This is a genomic window from Bacillus oleivorans, assembly GCF_900207585.1.
Classification (GTDB): Bacteria; Bacillota; Bacilli; order Bacillales; family JC228; genus Bacillus_BF; species Bacillus_BF oleivorans.
This window is the reverse complement of the sequence record NZ_OAOP01000003.1, coordinates 432,824-453,841: the sequence shown is the minus strand read 5'-3', so window position 1 is coordinate 453,841 and position 21,018 is coordinate 432,824. Positions and strand designations below refer to the sequence as shown.

General features: G+C 40.0%; 15 protein-coding genes and 1 pseudogene. 9 read left to right on the top strand and 7 right to left on the bottom strand.

What is annotated here, in order from left to right; translation table 11 throughout:
• The first annotated feature begins 44 nt into the window (after positions 1-44).
• Together CRO56_RS09500 and CRO56_RS09495 are read left to right on the top strand one after the other, a co-directional pair.
• Complete coding sequence (locus CRO56_RS09500; RefSeq protein ID WP_097158412.1) at positions 45-1,814, top strand: glycoside hydrolase family 13 protein; 1,770 nt, start codon at positions 45-47, stop codon at positions 1,812-1,814.
• Between the two features lie 164 nt (positions 1,815-1,978).
• Entirely contained in the window at positions 1,979-3,331 is a 1,353-nt protein-coding gene (locus CRO56_RS09495; RefSeq protein ID WP_097158368.1) for an MATE family efflux transporter, read from the top strand.
• A gap of 51 nt (positions 3,332-3,382) precedes the next feature.
• Here the strand turns inward: CRO56_RS09495 and CRO56_RS23610 are convergent, their stop codons facing one another.
• From CRO56_RS23610 to asnB, 3 genes and pseudogenes are all read right to left on the bottom strand, one after another.
• A complete protein-coding gene (locus tag CRO56_RS23610; RefSeq protein WP_097158411.1) occupies positions 3,383-3,574 on the bottom strand; it encodes a hypothetical protein in 192 nt (63 codons plus the stop codon).
• A 6-nt stretch (positions 3,575-3,580) separates the two neighbouring features.
• Positions 3,581-3,787 (bottom strand): annotated as a pseudogene (locus CRO56_RS23655) (hypothetical protein); the annotation flags it as partial.
• A gap of 271 nt (positions 3,788-4,058) precedes the next feature.
• Complete coding sequence (gene asnB / locus CRO56_RS09480) at positions 4,059-5,906, bottom strand: asparagine synthase (glutamine-hydrolyzing) (protein ID WP_097158366.1); 1,848 nt, start codon at positions 5,904-5,906, stop codon at positions 4,059-4,061.
• Between the two features lie 224 nt (positions 5,907-6,130).
• On the opposite strand from asnB, the gene CRO56_RS09475 reads away from it, so the two are divergent.
• Positions 6,131-6,688, top strand: coding sequence for a DUF2777 domain-containing protein (locus CRO56_RS09475; RefSeq protein WP_097158365.1), 558 nt, complete (start codon positions 6,131-6,133; stop codon positions 6,686-6,688).
• 73 nt (positions 6,689-6,761) lie between these two features.
• Here the strand turns inward: CRO56_RS09475 and CRO56_RS09470 are convergent, their stop codons facing one another.
• Complete coding sequence (locus CRO56_RS09470; protein ID WP_097158364.1) at positions 6,762-9,674, bottom strand: bifunctional diguanylate cyclase/phosphodiesterase; 2,913 nt, start codon at positions 9,672-9,674, stop codon at positions 6,762-6,764.
• Positions 9,675-9,879: 205 nt separating this feature from the next.
• A complete protein-coding gene (locus CRO56_RS09465) occupies positions 9,880-11,049 on the bottom strand; it encodes a DUF418 domain-containing protein (RefSeq protein ID WP_179714232.1) in 1,170 nt (389 codons plus the stop codon).
• 144 nt (positions 11,050-11,193) lie between these two features.
• Between CRO56_RS09465 and CRO56_RS09460 the strand changes: the two genes are divergently transcribed.
• Genes CRO56_RS09460 through CRO56_RS09435 form a run of 6 tightly spaced genes read left to right on the top strand, consistent with a single transcriptional unit; the run spans position 11,194 to position 13,170 of the window.
• Positions 11,194-11,415 carry a spore germination protein gene (locus tag CRO56_RS09460; protein ID WP_097158362.1) on the top strand — a complete coding sequence of 74 codons (222 nt, stop codon included), beginning with the start codon at positions 11,194-11,196 and terminating at the stop codon, positions 11,413-11,415.
• Positions 11,416-11,455: 40 nt separating this feature from the next.
• Positions 11,456-11,698, top strand: a complete 243-nt coding sequence (locus tag CRO56_RS09455; protein WP_097158361.1) for a spore germination protein GerPB — start codon at positions 11,456-11,458, stop codon at positions 11,696-11,698.
• Positions 11,699-11,721: 23 nt separating this feature from the next.
• The gene (gene gerPC, locus CRO56_RS09450) at positions 11,722-12,345 is read left to right on the top strand and encodes a spore germination protein GerPC (protein WP_097158360.1); all 624 of its coding nucleotides are present in this window, start codon (positions 11,722-11,724) and stop codon (positions 12,343-12,345) included.
• Positions 12,335-12,514, top strand: coding sequence for a spore gernimation protein GerPD (locus CRO56_RS09445; RefSeq protein WP_097158359.1), 180 nt, complete (start codon positions 12,335-12,337; stop codon positions 12,512-12,514). The genes gerPC and CRO56_RS09445 overlap by 11 nt, the downstream gene beginning before the upstream one ends.
• A 5-nt stretch (positions 12,515-12,519) precedes the next feature.
• Positions 12,520-12,900, top strand: a complete 381-nt coding sequence (locus tag CRO56_RS09440; protein WP_097158358.1) for a spore germination protein GerPE — start codon at positions 12,520-12,522, stop codon at positions 12,898-12,900.
• Between the two features lie 51 nt (positions 12,901-12,951).
• The gene (locus CRO56_RS09435) at positions 12,952-13,170 is read left to right on the top strand and encodes a spore germination protein (protein ID WP_097158357.1); all 219 of its coding nucleotides are present in this window, start codon (positions 12,952-12,954) and stop codon (positions 13,168-13,170) included.
• 97 nt (positions 13,171-13,267) lie between these two features.
• Here CRO56_RS09435 and addA read toward each other — a convergent pair whose 3' ends face one another.
• Together addA and addB are read right to left on the bottom strand one after the other, a co-directional pair.
• The gene (addA, locus tag CRO56_RS09430) at positions 13,268-16,954 is read right to left on the bottom strand and encodes a helicase-exonuclease AddAB subunit AddA (protein WP_097158356.1); all 3,687 of its coding nucleotides are present in this window, start codon (positions 16,952-16,954) and stop codon (positions 13,268-13,270) included.
• Positions 16,947-20,429, bottom strand: coding sequence for a helicase-exonuclease AddAB subunit AddB (addB, locus tag CRO56_RS09425; protein ID WP_245855735.1), 3,483 nt, complete (start codon positions 20,427-20,429; stop codon positions 16,947-16,949). Before addB ends, addA begins: the two co-directional genes overlap by 8 nt.
• Between the last annotated feature and the right edge of the window lie 589 nt (positions 20,430-21,018).

The window sequence follows — 21,018 nt, the reverse complement described above, 5'->3', positions numbered from 1 at the left end:
CATAATCTGTTAATAATGATTGCTGAAAGGGGACTGTTATGAATATGCAGATTGAATCCGTTTATCATCGGCCAACCGATAATTATGCATACGTTTGCGCAAATGGCGAGTTAAGAATCGTTTTAAGGACAAAAAAGAATGATTTAACTGAGGTACAGCTGATTTCTGGAGACCCTTATGATTGGACTGAAATATCTGATGGGCAATGGGAATGGAATAGTGGAAAAACTCCCATGGTTCTTGCTGGTACTGATTCATTGTTTGATTATTGGACAATCACGGTTCAGCCTTCCTTTCATCGGCTCCGTTATGGATTTCTATTAATCAATCAATCTGAATCGATTTTTTATTGTGAAAAAGGTTTCTATGCGGAACCGTTAAAGGATAATGGTTATTATTTCTGTTTTCCGTTTGTTCATAAAAGTGATGCAACCGATGTTCCAGAATGGGTGCAGGATACGGTATGGTATCAGATTTTTCCAGAAAGGTTTGCGAATGGCAATCCAGTTCTTAACCCAGAGGGAACACTTGAATGGGGCAGTGAGGATCCGTCGCCGAAAAACTTTTTTGGCGGAGATCTTGAGGGCGTGATACAGCATCTTGATTATTTTGATGAATTGGGCATAAATGGGTTGTATTTTACACCAATCTTCAAGGCAACCTCTAACCATAAATATGATACAGTCGATTACTTTGAAATTGATCCGCAATTTGGGACAAAAGAAACCTTTAAAAAGCTTGTTGAAGAATGTCATAAACGAGGAATTCGCGTAATGTTAGATGCTGTCTTTAACCATAGCGGCTATTACTTCCCTCCTTTCCAGGATGTTCTTAAAAAAGGTGAAGCTTCGGCTTATAAGGATTGGTTTCATATACACGAATTCCCGATTGTTCAAGAGCCCAGACCTAATTACGACACATTTGCTTTTACACCGTTTATGCCCAAATTTAATACACAAAACCCAGAGGTTAAAAAGTATTTATTAGATGTCGGGCGTTACTGGGTAAAAGAATTTGATATTGATGGCTGGAGGTTAGACGTTGCCAATGAAGTAGATCACCAATTTTGGCGGGAATTTAGATCAGCAGTAAAAGATATCAAGCCTGACCTTTATATATTAGGGGAAATTTGGCATGACTCGATTGGATGGCTTCGGGGTGACCAATTTGATTCTGTGATGAACTATCCATTCCAGACCAATGTGTTAGACCTATTTGCCAGGAAGACGATTTCACCGCAAAAGTTTATGGAGAATATGACAACTGTATATTTCCTTTACCCAGAAACCATTAACAAAGGTCTATTTAACCTAATTGGCAGCCATGATACTCCAAGAATTTTAACAGAGTGTAAGGAAGATCTTGCTTACGTAAGGCAAATCTTTACCTTGCTTTTAACCTACCCGGGAACTCCGTGTATTTATTATGGAGACGAAATTGGACTTACAGGCGGAATGGATCCTGGCTGCCGTAAGTGTATGCCATGGGACCCAAATGAGCAAAATCAGGAGCTCTTTCAGCATATTCAATCACTTATCTCTCTAAGGAAAAAGGAGCCGCTGCTGGCCAATAATGGCAGTATGAAATGGGAATACGAGTCTGGTTTGATTGGCTATCGAAAATTCAATGAAGATAAAGAAATTTTTGTGATGGTCAACCCGAATGACCAAAAGGTAACTATAACTTTAAAGAGTGAACTGAGTCATGCAGCTGAGTGGACGGACTTACTCGAAGCGAAATCCTTACAAAAAGAAAGCCGTTCGATTTCGATTGACATTCCTGCAAAACAATTTATTATCATTAGTGTGCAATAAAAATTACTGTTAGACTCATCGCTAAATCGTAAATAAAGATGAGTGCCGACTCAAGTTAAAACCATAAAACCTCCTCATATTTCATAAAATGGGAGAGTTCGGTTTTTTAAATCCTTGAGTCGGCTTCTCTTTTGTATTTGTTCGAATAAAGGAGATTACAGCGTATGGAGACGGGCAAAAATCAGTTGAAAAATATGTCCTTGTTCGCTTTAACTTGGCCCATTTTTATCGAAATCTTTTTACACATGCTGATGGGTAATGCTGATACCCTCATGCTTAGTCAATACTCAGACAATTCGGTGGCTGCAGTAGGTGTAGCGAATCAAATCCTTTATCTGATTATTGTGATGTTCGGATTTGTAGCAACGGGGACTGTAATATTGGTGGCTCAATATTTAGGAGCAGAAAAAGAGGCAGACGCAGGAAGTGTCTCAATCGTTTCCTTATTTGCTAACCTTATATTTGGAATAATCCTTAGCATAGTCCTGCTAGTGTTCACAACCCCTATTCTAAAAATGATGGATATCCCGGAAGAGTTAATGGCTGAAGCAAGCTCCTATTTAAAAATAGTCGGAGGATTCGCCTTTGTTCAAGCCTTGATTATGACTGCAAGCAGCATTCTGCGGAGTTATGGCTATACCAAAGACGCGATGTATATCACGATTGGCATGAATATTTTAAATGTCATCGGCAATTATGTTTTTATTTTCGGCCCGTTTGGGATTCCTATTTTAGGAGTAGAAGGTGTCGCGATTTCTACAACGGTCAGCCGTCTGATTGGCTTCATTGTAATCCTGATTGTTTTAGTAAAACGAGCACCTAATGCACTGCCAATCCGAAATATCGTCCGTCCGCTCCAGCACTTTAAGGATTTGCTGAAAATCGGAATTCCTTCTGCCGGGGAACATTTATCGTACAATGGTTCTCAAATGGTGATTACCATTTTCATAGCTTCGCTTGGAACAGAAGATTTAACGACTCGTGTGTATGCTCAAAACATCATGATGTTTATTTTTCTTTTTGCCATGGCCATTAGTCAAGGAACGCAAATTATGATCGGTCATATGATTGGGGCAGGAAAAATTAGCGAAGCATATGACAGATGCTTAAAAAGTCTCAATATTGCAATCGTTATTTCATTAGGAGCGGCAATTGTTTTTTCCTGTTTCTCTAAACCGCTTTTCTCGATCTTTACGGATAATCCTTCGATCATATCGCTCGGCTCGGTTTTAATCTTAATTACTATTATTCTTGAACCTGGACGGTCGATTAACCTCGTCGTCATTAATTCCTTGCGTGCTGCTGGAGATGTTAAATTTCCCGTATATATCGGCATTCTTTCCATGTGGGGGGTTAGTGTGACTCTGGCTTATTTATTGGGAATTACATTTGGGTTAGGACTAGTTGGAATCTGGATTGCCTTTTGTGCGGATGAATGGCTCCGCGGTATTCTCATGCTCTTCAGATGGAGATCAAGAATTTGGGTGGATAAGGCATTTGTGAAGGTGAGTGCTTAGTAGACTGTTAGTACTTGCTTTTGATTTGGGTGATTTAGGTTTTGAGTTCGGTTATCTGCTCCTGAGTTCGGTTATCCCACTTCTGAGTTCGGTTATCCTGCTCTTGAGTTCGGTTATCCTGCTCTTGAGTTCGGTTATCCTGCTCTTGAGTTCGGTTATCCCACTCTTGAGTTCGGTTATCCCACTCTTGAGTTCGGTTATCCCATTCTTGAGTTCGGTTATCCCATTCTTGAGTTCGGTTATCCTGCTCTAGAGTTCGGTTATCCTGCTCTTGAGTTCGGTTATCCTGCTCTTGAGTTCGGTTATCCTACTCTTGAGTTCGGTTATCCTGCTCTTGAGTTCGGTTATCCTGCTCTTGAGTTCGGTTATCCTGCTCTTGAGTTCGGTTATCCTACTCTTGAGTTCGGTTATCCTGCTCTTGAGTTCGGTTATCCTGCTTTTGAGTTCGGTTATCCTGCTTTTGAGTTCGGAAAAATCGTACTAAGTTCTGAAAAATTGGTTCAAAGTTCCGAAAAACCGGCTCTAAGCTCTGATAAACCGGCTCTAAGCCCTGATAATCATACCTTGAGTTCCGATATTCAAGCCTCAAGTTCCAATATACAAGCATTACGTTCCAAAAAACCCTTCTGACTCCCGATATCCACCCCTAAAAATTCCGCACACCAAAAAACCTTAGCCATGAATGCTAAGGTTTTTCAATTGATGGGGATTGCCCCCCTAAAATTTTCTATGAATCACTCACCTGCACCCCATAATCCGTAAACCAAACATGAATTTGACCAAGGTGCGCAAGAAGCTGCGGACCGGACATTAATTGCCCAAACCATGGAGTCGAAAAAGATTTGCCTTCAAATTGAACAAGTTCTTTTAATTGAGCTGCATCAAAAAACTCATATAAAGGAGACTTTGAATCTTCTAAAATCGAATCTAGCCATTTCGTTACAGCCTTCGTATAAGCCGGGTGATGTGTTTTTGGATATGGGCTCTTTTTACGATACAATACTTCATTAGGCAGCAGACCTTCTAGAGCTTTACGTAAAATGCCCTTCTCCCGATTCCCCGCCATTTTCATCTCCCAAGGAATATTCCAAACATACTGAACAAGCCGGTGATCGGCATATGGAACCCTTACCTCCAAACCGCATCCCATACTCATCCGGTCTTTACGGTCGAGGAGATTGGTCATAAACCAAAGCATGTTCAGATAAAATAACTCTCGCCTTCTTTTATCCTCCCCTGTTTCACCATCTAAAACTGGAGTTTCATCGACCGTTTCCTGATATCTTTGCATCACATAGTCTTCTAGGTTTAGTTTGGAGCGCCACTCTTCTTTCAGCAATGCTTGCCGTGCTTCTGTTGATCTCATCCAAGGGAAGCCCCTTCGATTTAAGTCATCAGACCGGTAAAACCATGGATAGCCTCCAAAGATCTCATCAGCACATTCTCCCGATAAACTTACGACAAATTCCTTTTTAATCTGTTTACAGAACCAGAGTAATGAAGAATCGATGTCAGCCATGCCTGGCAAGTCACGGACATGAACGGCTTCAACTAAATAATCGACGAGCTCTTCTTGTGAAATCACGCATCTATGATGAACCGTATTAAATTCTTTAGACATTTTTTCAATCCATGGCCCATCAGCATTAGGCTGAAAATCGTTTGCTTTAAAAAATTGGTCATTGCCCTCGTAATCGATCGAAAACGTATGAAGCTGCATTCCCTGCTCTCGATAATGATTAGCGGCAACGGCTGTAATGGCACTTGAATCTACACCACCTGATAAGAACGTACATAAGGGTACATCCGATACAAGCTGTCTCGTCACAGCGTCTTTAAATAAGTATTGGATTTGTTCAGCAGTTTCAGCTAACGAAGCTGTATGTCGTTCACTCTTCACATTCCAATATCTCCAAATCCTTAATCCTTTTGTTGAGAGAGTGAGGGCGTGCGCTGGTCTTAATTCCTTAATATCCCGAAAAACACCGTGACCTGGAGTTCTCGAAGGGCCAAGACCAAAAATTTCAGATAAGCCCTCCTTCGTGACAATTGGCTGAATGGAAGGATGAGCTAATAAGGCTTTAATTTCGGAACCAAACACAATCCCACTGCCTAATTCCGTATAAAATAATGGCTTTACCCCTAATCGGTCCCGTGCAATAAATACTTTTTTCTCCGTTTCATCCCAAACAGCAAAGGCAAATATCCCATTTAAGAAATCTACACATTTTTCTTTCCATTCAATATAAGCAGTTAGCAGAACTTCTGTGTCAGAATGTCCTTTAAACGAATATCCTTTTATGAGTAACTCTTTTCGGAGGTCTTCTGTATTATAAAGTTCTCCATTATAGCAGATGGTATAAGCATTACCTTGATGAAGGATCGTCATCGGCTGCTTACCGCCTTCTGGATCGACAACCACTAATCGTTTATGACCAAATAATACATGGGGTCTGACAAAATAGTTTGTATCATCTGGACCTCGTTTTGACAGAGTCTCCGCCGTTTTTTCGGCAATCTCAGTTTGAGAAGATAAGTCCCTTTTGAAATCAATCCAGCCTGTAATACCGCACATTTATTTCATCCTTTCTACACTAGTATTAATGAGGCAGGAAATGCATGCTGTTATTGTATGCTCATCATGGGCGATTGTTCATTGTCCGAAATTTCAATTGGTTTAAAAGAGACTCTATTCGTCAAAAACGATAGTATCAAGTTGTTTATTTAGTGGCAAAAAGTTCCTAACATTTCATTAACCTACTCTTTAGATTTTTACACAACATGGAGGTTGCAGGACATATGGATGTAAGCCGTTATAAAATTTTTGAGCATCAATCCAGATCCTTTTCTGAGGGAACACTTGAATACATTAATGATCAATGGGTATTCTTTGATGATGAAAGCGAGGAAGCCTCATTACTTGAAGACTTTTTATTCCAGGAAGTTGAGGTTTTTTCTAACCATAGATGGCGTAAAGGTAAGCTGATTGAAACCGATAAAGTGAGACTGTCCAACGAAGATTTTGACCTGCAAAATGCAACAAAAATTCGGATCCGTAAAAATCTGGTGTATTCCCTTGAACGATTATTGGAGGATCTGCATGAAGATGCCTTTTTACAATTTGTTATGACCCTAAACTCGATGGAGTTTTCCATTTATGACTGTATATACTGTCACAATCATTTATCATTTCTTAAAGAAAAGAAAAATCAAAATGGTGTAAATATGATGATTTTCGATAATGGAGAAGTCATATGTGCAGTTCAGCATCATTTTGAATATTTCAAAAGGATCAATGACCGATTTGAATTTACCCTTAGTACGGGGAAAAGAGTCGTAATTGAAAAGCTGGCATGATTCCTGACGGACATTGTGATGCACAAAAAAAGCTGAGCAGCCATATCGGCTGTGCTCAGCTTTTTGCATGATTTTATATTTTGGAAGTTAGTCCGACAAGTAGTTCCTTCTCAAAAGCATCCTCTTTTAAAGGCTTGCTAAAGTAAAAGCCTTGAACAAAATGACAGCTGAGTTCCTCAAGAACCGTAACCTGTTCTTTTGTTTCAACCCCTTCTGCCACCACTTTCATATTTAACCCTTTTCCCATCATAATAACTGCCTGAACCACTGCAAGGTCCGGTGTGTTCCTGGAAAGTTGGTCTATAAAAGTTTTATCAATCTTAAGCCGGTTTACTGGTAAAGTTTTTAAATAGCTTAAAGATGAATAGCCTGTCCCAAAATCGTCGATAGAGAGATTTACTCCAAGCTGCTGAAGATCCTTCATCACTCTTAAACAATATTGTAAATTGCCTATCATGACACTTTCGGTCAGTTCCAGATATAAATATTCCGGCGGCAAACCCGTCTCATCAATCGTATTGGCAACATCTATTACAAAAATCGGATCTAATAATTGATGAGCGGAGACGTTGACAGAGATGGTTAAATCACGAAATCCTAACCGATGCCATCTCGCATTTTGCCTGCATGCTTCATGTAAAACCCATTTCCCGATTTCCTTAATAATTCCTATTTCTTCAGCAATCGGTATGAATACGGCAGGAGGTACTTCCCCATATTGAGGGTGATTCCACCTTAATAAAGCTTCACTTCCGGTGAATTTTTTTGTCTCTATATCTACAATCGGCTGAAAGACTAGGTGAAATTCATTCCGCTCTAATGCTTTCCGCAAATCTCTCTCCATCTCAAGCCGCTTTTTTACATTTTCATTTAATTCGTTCGAGAACAGGACAATTCTGTTACCGCCCATTAATTTGGCACGGTTCATCGCTGTATCTGCATTTCGGAACAAGGTTAGAGTATCTGTCCCATCTGTCGGGAAAATACTGACGCCGACACTTGAAGTCACAAAATACTCCTGCTGATCATACAACACAGGCTGCTTAATTTTGTCAAAAATATTATAGGCAATTTCGTAAAAATCTTGGTTTTTCCCGCTCTTTGTTGCAAGGACTGTAAACTTATCACCGCCAAACCGTCCTAAAAAAGACCCTTTTGGCAGAGAGTTTTGAATCCGGTAGGCAAGCTCTTTTAAAATATAGTCACCCGCATTATGGCCAAGACTGTCATTAATCAGTGAGAAGCTGTCCATATCAATAAACATAACGGCTAAGGACCGCTTTTTCTTTACCGCTGCTTTTATTTGCATTTCCACTTTCTCTGTAAATAAAGTTCGATTTGCCAGGCCTGTTTCAAGGTCATAATGGGCTAAATGGGTCACTTTTTCATTTGTTCGAATTTGCTCGGTTATGTCACGTCCGATTCCATAAATCCCAACCATCTCCCCGTTTACAATTATGGGGATATTTTTCATATTTAGCGTGTAATATTGTCCAGTCTTTGAGACAACTTCGAGAGTGTAAAATTGTTCTTTTCCCCTCATCGTCCGATAAAAATGCATTCTTACTTTTGCAGTTTCTTTAGCCTGAATAAATTTTATTGCATTCTTGCCGACTAGCTCCGATTGTTCGTATCCAAATACTTTTTCTAAAGCCCGGTTGACACTCGTAAATCTCCCCTGTAAATCGGTCGAATACACAATATCGGAATTATGATCAAACAAAGAACGGTAATATTGCTCGGAAACTCGGATATTATCATGCATTTGCTGAAGATCCCGAGTAGAAGCTTCCATCAAATGAGTAAACGTACTCATCGTGTTCATCTGATTGGATCTTTTGAATTTAGGTAAAGGCGCTCCCTCTTTTTTGTCTTGCTTTGTCTCACTCAATGCTATGTATGTAAGGACATTCCCATCGATTCGAATCTTTTCATCCGTATCTACAATTTCACCATTACAAAAAAATCCGACGGAGGGTGCTATGGTTTCAAACACTTCTAATTCATAAGAGGTGTAATCAGGCAGGAAACGTCTTCTTGACATACATGGAAACAGAAAAATCGTCTCAATTGATTTTTTCGTTAACTTTCTTAGATCTTTTCCCGTTTGTTCAATAATTTCCTCTGTATCTGCGTATGCGAATGTCAGCTCATCACCCTCGGAGACATCTTGACTTAATTGAATAGAACCATTGTCTCCTTTTTTGTGTATAAAAATCGGGTATTTATCATCTTGATTTTTTAGCAAAAAAGGAAATTCTGAACCCGATAGCGGCAAGCGCTCCACAAATCGTTCCCCTAAATATTGCCGCAATATTTGGAGCGGCTTTTTATGCTCAAGAGCGTACACATTTGCTCCGATTGCCTTGGTTATTAAAAAAGAACGGCCGACCTCTTTCCAGCTTGAATGATGTCCGACATATGCGGTCAGTTTATTAGAATCCAGGACAACTCCTGTAATCCCATCTGCAATCACTTCATTCCCGTCAAAGACAAACGATTGCACATAATCGCCATTATCGCAAGCTCGTCCCCCTGCAATCTTTACCTGAGGGGCAGTCTTTTTTATTCCTTCTAAAAATTGACCCGTTTCACTAGCGTTAAGTGATGAATATAAGATAATCGCTTTTGAATCGCTCGAGGTGTATGATGAACCGATTTCTTCACCGAGAAAGCTTGCATTAAACTTATTTATATTTTTAACACTAAACGATTTTATTTCAGTTTTTTCAAAGACGGTAAAGGAGATAAGAATACCCTCAGTGGTGTGTGCCCCTGAAGCGATCTCGCCATCTGTAGTACTCCCTATTATAACGGCCCCAGGAATATGTGTTGTAATGAGTTTTCCCATCATTAAGATCTCATTCTGGCTGATTTTCCCGCTAAAGATGTTCACTAACACGTTTTGATAGTCTGGAAGCTCATGTTCAATGATAAAATTAACAAAGGCTTCCTCTGATTTATAAAGCTGACTTACTGTTTTCACTAAGACGTCACCACCTCTTCCACGCAGTAAAAAGAAAGAATATATAAATGAATCGACATTTTCCTTATATCCCAGATTTAGTCGAGACTATTTAAAAAAACACTATATATACCCATTATCTATATCGGTGGAAACGTCAAACTATTAAATTTTTATTTCAGAATATAAAAAAAATATTCCGTTACATGGCCTGTAACTTTGCTTCTTATTTTAATTTTGGCTTTTCTTGATAAGTATACCAGCGCCATACCCACTCAACGGGCCCCATTCGATAATAGTTAAACCATAGATAGCTGCAGGCTACTTGCAAAAGATAGAGCCCTAAAGCCAATAATGTCCCTTCCCAAAGTTCTACTTTTCCATACTGCCCAAGGCCATAGCCGTAAAAAATCAAGGTACAAATAATAGATTGAGACAAATAGAGGGTAATGGACATGCGCCCTGCCCTTGAAATGGCTGTCACGATTTTTCCTATCTTATCTGTCTTAACCAGGCTTAAGCAAAGAAATAAGTAAGCCGCTGCGAGGATTGGCCCTCCGATTGAATCTTGCAGAAAAATAAATTCGTATCGAAAGTGATAGAGTAGAGGAATCATTTTTAAACCGATTCCAACTGCGAACAGTACGATTCCCATCTTAAGAAAATAACCGGAAGATTGGGTTACTGCCCAATTCCCCTTTGCAAACCCTGCCCCTAATAAAACCATTGGTAAAATGGAGACAAGAATGATCAATAGCAACCCAATCCCATTTAGATTGAGATACATCCATTCTTCCATCCTCAGATTTGTTATCTCAGAAAAACTTCCTTCCATATAAATGTGACTAATTTGATCTAAATCTGTTCCTGAGCTTTCTGCCTCATCGATTGGAATTAATCCTGAGACCCCCCAAAAAAAGAAGAAGAGGAGAAGGTTTGGTATAAACAAAAGCAAAGTACCAGTGGTTATCATTGTCTTAACTGAGCTTTTCAAAAAGAAGAGGAGGAAAAATCCTGTGACCGCATAGGTTATTAAAATATCCCCCGTCCAAATCAAAAAAGCATGGACTATACCTATACCTAATAAAAATATAAATCTCCTGAGGAGAGTGTGTCGCGGATTCAGGTCCATCCGTTTCGATTTTTCAATCATTTTAATGACTCCAAAGCCAAATAAAAAGGCAAATAACGGATAAAAACTGGCTGCCACAAAAACTTCTAAAAAAAGGAAAAGGGATTGATTGATTTCACCCTCCCAGTATGAATAGGGATTGATAACCCAAACATAAGGAGAATGAAAAGACATCATGTTGATTAATAAGATTCCTAAGAGAGAAATACCACGTGCTGCATCAATCCCAACGATTCTTTCCTTATTTGCAGTTTCTCCATTCACTTTCATGCTCCACCTTCCGCTTCCAATTATGTCCATTATATCGGTTTTCTGCCCCAATTGAAAAATAGGCGATTGTATCACATCTCCCATTGTTTCTCATACATTAATATCAAAGCCTAAGTTTTAGGAAGTGAGGTTCCGAGAATGCCTGCAGTTGTTGGAATCGTTCAAGTTAATAGCATCGGCAGCAGTTCTGTTTTTCATATTGGGGATGTCTTCTCAATTTCACCTCATTCTGTAACCAAAACGTTTGCTGGAGCAGGATCCTTTAATACCGGTGACGGATTATACGTTGTGAATCACTACAGCAATACAAACGCGTATGATCAAGAAGGAATTGATATGCCAATTGCGTTTACATTATAGAAAATTATTCTTTTGTATTTCATGAATAAAAGGTGATCGTATGAATTTTTATATTCAGCAATCTATTTATATCCATACACTGCGAGTTGGCAGTGTAACCAACTCATCTGTTTTACAGATTGGCAGCTCTGGCTCGATTTCTGCAAATGCCTATCTTTATAATACTGGCGGATATGTACTGCCGGCACCTGAAGCTGATGGAGTTGTAGGTCCTGTCACACAGACCGGCGAGGCTCCAGGTGTTGAACCTTCACTCGTTCCATTAGGAGCCCCAACTGTATAGTTTTAAAAGAAAGGCGGGATTACATGTACCAACCTTATTCCTATGCGGATTCATACCAACAACTCATGGAGAGACACCATAAAAAAATTCAACAGTTGGAAAAAGAAATTGATGAACTAAAAAAAATCGTGACAGAGCTTCGGTCACAGCCTCCTTTAAAAATCGATCGAATTGAATATAAGTTTGACCAATTAAAAATTGAGACACTAGAGGGTACATTGAATGTAGGAATATCGCCACAGGATTTGCAAAATATAGGAGATCTTTCGACTGGACAGCATCCTGTTCCCTCACCAGTCTACGATCCAAAAAATGTGGTGATTCATGATTTAATAGAAGAGAAAATGAATCAGTATCTCGACGAATCTGTCCCGCAGATTATTTCGGATACAAAAGATCAGCTTGGAATCCAGCCAAATGAGTCTTACCTAGAATTGATTAGCCAAGATATCAAGAATCAATTAAAAACAAGAATCCGATATCATATCGGGCAGCTACCGCCGCAAGTAATTCAACAGGAGTCAGCGGAGCAAGTTGCGGAAATGGTTTCTGCCCGTATCAGAGGTGAAATACAACAGGGAATCTACTCATTCCTGACACGTTTTCAATCTGATCCAAAAGGAGAGAATCCTCATAATGGAGTTTAATGTATTAAATCGAGAATTATCAGTTGGCTCAATTCATATAGTTGGAGTCACGAGTGCTTCTTTAGTGCAGATTGGCGATTCTGAAACGATTCAGCTCGCTGCTACTTTTGATACTCCGCCAGAAGCATTGATCATCGGACCTTTTGTACCTCTTACACCAGAAGGCTGATCAACATGTGGAAGAGAATATCACACGTCAATCGTTTATTATTCAATACGGTCAGCTTTAGTTCCTTAGTCCGTTTAGGGGATACCAATACGATTTGTTCACGAGCTGATGTATTTGCAGTTCAAAGAGAAGAGGAAATCTTTTTTGGTTATGAGGGACCAGTCGATGGGCCAGAAATCTCTATTTTTTCCGAACGAATTCCATTACCGCCTAAAGGGAATGTCAGAGCCAATTTTTATCAATATAACCCTAATATTTTTGTTAATAAAGTTGATATTACAGCAACATCCACATCTTCTATAGTGAAGGTTGGAAATATTGGGAAAGCCTACATGGAATCGAGGGTTAAACATATTCGCCAATTAAAGCCAAAGGAGAACGATTAATGGGTAAATCCCATAGAATAAAGAGACTATAAAGAGAAGAGGATGTTGGTTATGCCTGCCATAGTAGGTCCTATTCAAATCTTTTCGGTAAGCGGTGGCGAGGTACAGTTTGGTGATACCTTTTATGTTTCTCCTAAGAGCAGTCACAAAACGATTTCCGGGTCAGGTGCCCATAATACTGGTCCGTTTATCATTAACAATAATTTCCTAAGTGCGAGCAACTACATCGATTTAAATGCGATTGATCAGCCTATCACCGGAAATGCATAACACTGGCCGCTTTCCCCACTAGCTGAATATAAAAACTCATAAATATGGCCGACAGAGAGAAATATTCTCTATCGGCCTTTCATTTTGCCAATTATTTTTAGGTCTTGCTATTATTCATTTCGTTAATAAATGAAATTTGATGACCTCCGTCAAAGAAATATAGACATGCTTCTTGGAGAGGCTTGACCACAATTTTTTCTACCGCTTTTTTATATAATTCAATTTGGGTTTTATATCGTTCTATCAACTCAGGTTTTGCCTGTTCAAATCCATTCGGGTACTTCCCTGTGATTGTATCGGATTTAAAATCGATTAGTACCAATCCCTGTTCATCTTCAAATAAGCAGTCAATGATCCCTTGGATCAGAATTTTTTCATCCAGTTGATCTTCTACCGGTAAAACAAAGCTAAATGGAAGCTCTCGGTATACAGCAGGAGCCTTTAGCATTCTCGCTCCGACGTTGGATTCAAAAAAATTCAGGATTTGCTCCGGATCAATGCATTTTGCTTGTTCTTCTGTAAGCAACTGAATCGTTATCATACGATTTAATAAAGCATGAATACTTTCCAAAGTAACTTCCTGCTGTAACGGAACATGCTGCATGACTAGGTGCATCGCCGTCCCCCGTTCAGTTGGAGTAAGCCTTTTTTCTTGTAAAAAGCTTGGCCGGTCAAACAAAGAGGTACGACGCAAGGTAGGGAGCATCTCTTCTCGATTAACCCATTCCCGCTGTCTTTTCAACTCAGAAACAGACATTTTTGAGCGCATGCTGGTTACCGATTGATATGAGTACTCCCATGTCATTTGCTTTAGAAGTGCCTCTGTTTTATCTCCAATCTCTCCAACGGGCTCTCCATTTCGGACTGCCTCAAGCCCATTTTGTCTTTGCTTCTCACTTGAGTCATTGCTCATTAGTAAAGGAGCTGAAATAATAGAAAGTTCAAAGCGTGACGGATGTTCAAGCGGCTTATAAGGAGATGATAAACCCATTTCGCTAAGTACTTCCTGAATATCTTTAGATCTTAAAAGAGCAGGACCAATCCAGTCTAAATAGGAAGAAGCCTTAGACCGGACAAAGTCAGGTAAAAGCCAGCCAGGTTTGTCCCCGGATAAACTCCATTTTTCAACAGATTTTCCAAGCTCAGAAATTGTCCCTAACAGATACAATTTTTCCTTGGCCCGCGTTAAGGCTACATACAAAATTCTCATTTCTTCTGATAGCGATTCTAGGCGTTTTTTACGGGCAAACGCTAATTGCGGCAAAGATGGATAAGTGAGCCGTTTTATCGGATCAACATATTTCATGGCTATGCCAAGCTCCTTATCTAAAAGGGTTGATGACTGCACATCTTTCATATTGAAATTTTTATTTAATCCTGCAATAAAGACATAAGGGAATTCTAATCCCTTTGAACGGTGAATCGTCATTAATCGGACAACATCATCCTGTTCCCCAATCGAACGGGCTGTCCCCAGGTCCTCGCCGCGTTCTTGCAATCTCTCAACAAAACGAAGAAAGCGGAACAGTCCTCTAAAGGAGGTTGTTTCGTAGACCCTTGCCCGATCGTAAAGAGCGCGAAGATTGGCTTGTCTTTGCTTTCCGCCTGGAAGTCCGCCGACATATTCTAAAAACTTTGTATCTTGATAGATTTGCCAAATTAGCTCTGATAAAGTTCCTCTTCTTGCCAGTACTCTCCAGTTTTCGAGATAATTAAGGAAGTCCATTCCTTTTTTCTTAGCTGCACTATGTTCAGGAACCTCATCGTTTATGAAGGAAGTAAATGCTTCAAAATAACTCCCCTTTTTATGTGCGATCCGTACTAGCGCTAATTCTTCCTCATCCATTCCAACTATAGGTGACCGTAATACAGCAGCCAGCGGGATATCTTGCTGCGGGTTATCAATAATTTTTAAGAGTGACAGCATAATAGCAACTTCAGTTGCTTCAAAATAACCGTCGGACAGATCCGCATATACCGGTATCCCTAATTCTTTACATTCGTCCATAATAGTCTGTGCCCATGGCATCGAACGCAGTAAAATCACAATATCTCTGAACTGGAGCTGTCGATATGAGCCTATTTTCGGATCGTATACTTCTTCTCCGCTATCGATTAAGGCACGAATCTCTTTTGCTATAAATCTCGCTTCGAGCTGTGATTTTTCAAGATCCTCTTCTTGGTTTTCCTCCAGATCGTCATTCTGACCATCTTTTTCTATTAGAATAACCGATATAGGAAATGGAGAAGGAGGATAGAGATCATTGACTTTAAGCTCGGCATCCTCTGTATATTCTATATCTCCTACTTTTTCCCCCATTGTTTGCTTAAAAATAAAGTTAGTTCCATGAAGTACTTCATCCCGGCTTCTGAAATTCTGTGCCAAGTCTATTCTTAAACCGCTTGGAGCTTTTACGTCTGGCCAAAACGAGCGATATTTCTCAATAAAGAGCTGCGGTTCTGCTAATCGGAACTTATAAATCGATTGTTTGACATCCCCTACCATGAATAAGTTCCCGTTTTGTTCTGAACCTTTTTTGATCAGCTGGATAATCGTTTCTTGAACAAGGTTGGTGTCCTGATACTCGTCGACAAGGATTTCTTTGAATCGTTCCTGAAAGGCTTTCGCAATTTTAGAGGGCTTATTTTCCTCCATTAAGATTGACAGGCAAAAATGTTCTAAATCGCCAAAATCAATCAGGGATTTTTCCATTTTCACTGCCTGAAATTTCTTGTGATATCGTTGAACTAACCGCACGACTCCCTCAACAATAGGTTTCATCGACCTTATATCATTCAGATAAGAATCTGGTTTTCTTGAAAAAAATTGCTCTTTAATCTTTTCAACCAGTTCCTTCGCTTTCTTTCGCAGCGTATCTGTTTGCTTTAACAATTCTTCATCATAGTCTGCTTTTTTAACCGACACTGCCTTCAAAAACCCTTGAGCTTGAATTGTTTGATATAAAGTATCCCATCCAATTTCAGCAGCCTCTCGCAGCATCTGAACAAAGGCTATATCTTGTTCATATGTTTGAATTTTGGGTTGAGGACCGCCTGGAAGAGCAGCTAATTCAATCGCCTGCTCTAACATCGATTTAGCTGCATTAAGTTCCATCAAGATAGATTCCATAATGGTTTTTGTAAAGCTGAGATCATTGATTCCTGTATCTGGTTGTATATCGTACAGTTCAATTAACTTTTTAAACCATTCGTTTGGGTTTGGGTTGGCCCTAGAAAACTCATACAAATTTCGAATAATCACCTGCAGCGGCAGGTCAGAACGATCATCGGCAAAGACATCGACAAGCTGATAAAATTCCTCCGAATCCTCCATCGCATAACTGTCTTCTAGCAATTCATCCATCACTTCATCCTGAATGAGAGCCAGTTCACTTGAGTCAGCTATCCTAAAATTGGGGTCTAAGTCAACAAGATAATAATATTTTCGGACGACATCCAAGCAGAATGAGTGCAGAGTAGATATAGACGCCCTATTTAACAGGGTTAATTGCTTGCGCAAATGAAGAGAATGAGGATTCTCTTTTATCGCAGCTTCAAGGGCATTTCCAATCCGGTGTCTCATCTCAGCTGCAGAGGCATTCGTAAAAGTTACTACTAATAATTCATCAACATTGTATCCATGTTCTTCGTCCATCAGCTTTTGAATAATTCTTTCTACCAGGACTGCGGTTTTTCCTGATCCAGCTGCTGCTGCAACCAGAATATCTTTCCCAGATGCAAAGATTGCTTTCTCCTGATTCTCAGTCCATCTTGGTTTATTCATTTACCTCAACCTCCCTTCTGATCAGGTCAATTGCTGTTTCTGATTTAGCATGCTGCAGATGGCGATACGAATTTTCTGGTAAGCCGCTATCAAATTGGCAAATAGATTTATAGGAACAAAACGTGCAAGGGGTCTGGTTCCTTAACTTATATGGAGCAATGTCGACTCGGCCCGCTACCATTTGGTTACCTGCTTTTTTAAATGTCTTTCTCACATATTTTCTTAAGACATCAAATTCTTCTTTGGCAGCAATTTTTGAGTGAGCATTAAAACTTCCATCCTTTTTCAAACCTGCTGAAACGATCGATGAAGTTCCGCTCTCAAGGCTTTGATCCATCAGTTTCACAATGTCAGGGTCTGATAATAAAAGACCTAACATTTTGTATTGTTTTAATAGCTCGGATTCAATTTGTTCTTCCTCAAGCGGCACATTAGTCTGTAGGAATGGATTATGGATATGGAAGTAAAGTACTCCAGCGGGATCTGCTTTTGTACCGAGCCAGTCCTTTGAATACGTCACAGCCAAATCTAAATAAGTCATCATTTGCAGAGATAAACCATAGTAAATATCACTTAGCTGGAGTTCTTTTTTGCTGGATTTATAATCTACCACCCGGATATATGTCCCGCTATTATAGGTAGCCGTATCGACCCGGTCAATTCGCCCAACCAGCTCCATCTTCGTACCATCATCTAATGAGAACGTAAGCGGAGGGAGTGTTCCATTTTTTCCGAATCCAAGTTCCAATCCGGCAGGTACAAACTTACTTGCTTGTGCCTGTTTGCTTAAGGCGTACGATGTTTTTGCAATCACCTGCTCTAATTTATGACGTATATAATGATGCCGGTTTGAACTGAGCAGTATCTGATTTTGCAGCTTTGGAGCTAAAGCTTCTACCACATCTTTGGATAACTTTTCACAATCCTGCTTCGATAAAGACGCCCAGGACCGTTGACTCGCTTCCAAATGGTCTGCTAACAGTTTTAAAGCCCCATGAAAAAGCTCTCCTATATTGGGCGCATCTAATTTATAAATAAGTCTTGGTTCAAGACGCAAACCATGTGAAATAAAGTGTGAGAATGGGCACGAATTGAACTTTTCCATTCTTGAGACACTTGCCTGAATCTCATTCCCATAAAGCTCTTTCGTAATTTTTTTGCTTAGGTCCTTTGCTTTATTTTCAAAGAATAAACTAGCGAGTACTTTCTCGGTTGTAGTTTTAAGTGATGGAATATCCATCAATACGTTATAAACATCCCACCAAAAATCAGAAATCGGATAACCTTTTTTGTAAAGCTGCAATTGGCTGGTTAAATGTGATAAAGCTACATCCGGGTTAAGCGCAAATTGCTTTTCTGATGACTCAGAAGGCTCTAAGCCCCAGGTAAGTCGTTCGGTTTTAGGGAACAGCTCTTTTAATCGTTTTATCCAAGGAGAGGCCAGCAAGCTTTTCCCCTCTTCATCGGCAATCGGATAGCTCACAAATAGCTTTTCCATCGGAGTTGTAAAAGCTTTATAGGCAATAAAATCTTCATCTAACAAACGAATTTCACTGCTTGGCGCTAGAGGAATCCCCGCGTTTTTCATGAGAATCCGCTCTTCATCGGCAATGATTCCATCGTCTGATTGCTTTTGCGGGAGCACACCATCATTAAGTCCAATAATAAAAGCAGCTTTCCCATGGTGGATTCTTGACTGATCCATATTGGCAATCACGACCTGATCAAGAGATTGCGGAACTATTGAATAGGTAAGAGCATTAAAGCCTGATTCTATGATTTCTGAAAATTGCTTGAGGGAAAGCTCCTCATCCCCCAGTAATTCAACAGCCTGATCCAATAAACGGATCACAGCATCCCACACCTGATCATGTTCTCTCGCTTGTTCGAGGTTTCCTTTTTCCTCTGCTTCATGGATCCATTTTTCCAGTTTAGCAGGAATCTCTAATTCTTCTAAGAATAAATAAAGAGCCTCTACTTGCTCTTTTACATTACTAGCACGTTTTAGTCGGTTAGCAAAGCGGTTTATAGGAGCCGAGACAATAATCCGAAGCTCATTAATTTTCGTTTCCATTCTTTTTTCCTCATCGGTCTGAGGCAGGTCAGTCCATTCAAGCCCTTTGTATCGTCTGTATTTCCAACGTTCCTTGCTTGTCCACTGCTTTCCTTTAATACCATAAGCCAGACAGTAATTTTCAAGAAGGTCTGCATCTGAACGGAAGATGGATGCATCTGCCTCACGCGGATACAATAATTCCGTTTTAACCGCCCTAAAAATCGGCTCATAGCGCCAATTCTGCTGAATGACTTCAAGTACAGAGCGAATCAATTCAATCACTGGGTGATGTATCATTTTCCTCTTTTGATCCTTAAAATATGGAATATCATACTGTTTGAAAATCGTATCAAACAGTTCATCATAAGTGGATCCATTGCGAACTAATATCGCAATGTCACGAAAACGATAATTTTCCTCTCTGACTAATTTGTGAATCGATTGAGCCATTCCTTCCACTTCTGCACGGCGATTCGCAGCCTCTGCCATTGTAATTGCCGCATCCTCTAAAAAAGGAACCGGAGGCATACTCACCAGTTCTCCTTCTAAATGGTTCAGTGAAACATGAGCCCGGTATTGATTCTCAAGAATCTCATCTTCACAATGAATACCCGCATCTCTTGCGATTTGATATAGAGTTGCATATGTTTCTCCAGACATTCTGAATATTTCCAGCTCATTAGGCAGTTCATTCCGATAAGGCCGATCGAGAGTTAACAGAAAATGGATATGTACGGAACCGTTCATTAAGCTTGCAATAACCTCATATTCCTGAGGCGTAAAGCTATAAAATCCATCCACATATACCTTTGCACCATTCAGTAAACTCGAAAAAGACATTTGTTCTGCCAGTAAACGAAGACTGTCTTCTTGATCAATATATTTCCCTTCAATTCTCTCTTGAAAAGCTTGCAGAACAAGCGGCAAATCATTGAGTTTATCAGAAAGAGTCGATCTCCCAATTTCCTGTTCTAACTCGCTATGCAGCTGCTGTAATTCTTCTGGCTGGACACAATAACGTTTTAATTCTGTTAACAATTCGCCAAGCTTTTCAATAAAGCCGATTTTATCACCCTGAGATTGAAATAAACGAAGCTCATTTTTTCTTTCATTCAGTATTTTTCTGATGAGCATACTGATTCCTGTAGAGTCGATCGGAAGCCTGGTTAATCCCCCTGTTTCCTGAAGAACCCGCCAGGCAAGTCTTGAAAAGCTATAGACTTGTGCACGGATCATTCCGTTTGCCGGGAGACGCTTCGCTAATTCGTATTCAATTTGAAAGGTCATTTGATCCGGTACGATAATTAAAATCGGCGGACCGAGTGGCTGTTCCTTTAGATCTGCTATGATTTCTTCTAGCATTCTCTCTGTTTTTCCTGAACCCGAACGCCCTAATAAAAACGTTACTGACAAACTCATCCTCTTCCTTTCTCAAAAACAGTCCGTTATCCATTAATTCTATCCTTATTTTACCTTACTTTCCGCTTGCATTCTATGAAATGAGCATGACCACTTTTAGGAAACAATCTTCCTAACTTGCAGATGAATCATATTTTTATCTTAAAGGCTATTGAACTGAGGAACTGGGTATCAGGACTTATATAGCTGCTATCGGAAAACTAGAGGGAGGATTTCTGAACTCTGGGCTCGATTATCGGAACTCAGGGACCAGTTTTCGGAATCCGGAGTGCTGATTTAGGAACTCAGAGCTCGTTTATCGGAACTCAGAGGGCAAATTTCGCTAACTTAAGGTCCGGTTATCCAAACAAATGGCGGATTCCTGAAACATCTTGGCAAAATAACGGAACTCAGGGACAGATAACCGAAGTCAGGGACAGATAACCGAACTCAGAAGTCGGATAACCGAACTCGGAACCCTGGTAACCGAACTCGGAACCCTGATAACCGAACTCGGAACCCTGGTAACCGAACTCGGAACCCTGATAACCGAACTCAGAACCCTGGTAACCGAACTCGGAACCCCGATAATTGAACTCGGAACCCTGAT

Excerpts from the sequence above, each read along its gene's own strand:
- CRO56_RS09455 (WP_097158361.1), top strand. The coding sequence starts at position 11,456 with ATGAATTTTTATATTCAGCAATCTATTTATATCCATACACTGCGAGTT.
- CRO56_RS09475 (WP_097158365.1), top strand. The coding sequence starts at position 6,131 with ATGGATGTAAGCCGTTATAAAATTTTTGAGCATCAATCCAGATCCTTT.
- addB (WP_245855735.1), bottom strand. The coding sequence starts at position 20,429 with ATGAGTTTGTCAGTAACGTTTTTATTAGGGCGTTCGGGTTCAGGAAAA.
- gerPC (WP_097158360.1), top strand. The coding sequence starts at position 11,722 with ATGTACCAACCTTATTCCTATGCGGATTCATACCAACAACTCATGGAG.
- CRO56_RS09445 (WP_097158359.1), top strand. The coding sequence starts at position 12,335 with ATGGAGTTTAATGTATTAAATCGAGAATTATCAGTTGGCTCAATTCAT.
- CRO56_RS09440 (WP_097158358.1), top strand. The coding sequence starts at position 12,520 with ATGTGGAAGAGAATATCACACGTCAATCGTTTATTATTCAATACGGTC.
- addA (WP_097158356.1), bottom strand. The coding sequence starts at position 16,954 with ATGAATAAACCAAGATGGACTGAGAATCAGGAGAAAGCAATCTTTGCA.
- CRO56_RS09460 (WP_097158362.1), top strand. The coding sequence starts at position 11,194 with ATGCCTGCAGTTGTTGGAATCGTTCAAGTTAATAGCATCGGCAGCAGT.
- CRO56_RS09495 (WP_097158368.1), top strand. The coding sequence starts at position 1,979 with ATGGAGACGGGCAAAAATCAGTTGAAAAATATGTCCTTGTTCGCTTTA.
- CRO56_RS09500 (WP_097158412.1), top strand. The coding sequence starts at position 45 with ATGCAGATTGAATCCGTTTATCATCGGCCAACCGATAATTATGCATAC.
- asnB (WP_097158366.1), bottom strand. The coding sequence starts at position 5,906 with ATGTGCGGTATTACAGGCTGGATTGATTTCAAAAGGGACTTATCTTCT.
- CRO56_RS09435 (WP_097158357.1), top strand. The coding sequence starts at position 12,952 with ATGCCTGCCATAGTAGGTCCTATTCAAATCTTTTCGGTAAGCGGTGGC.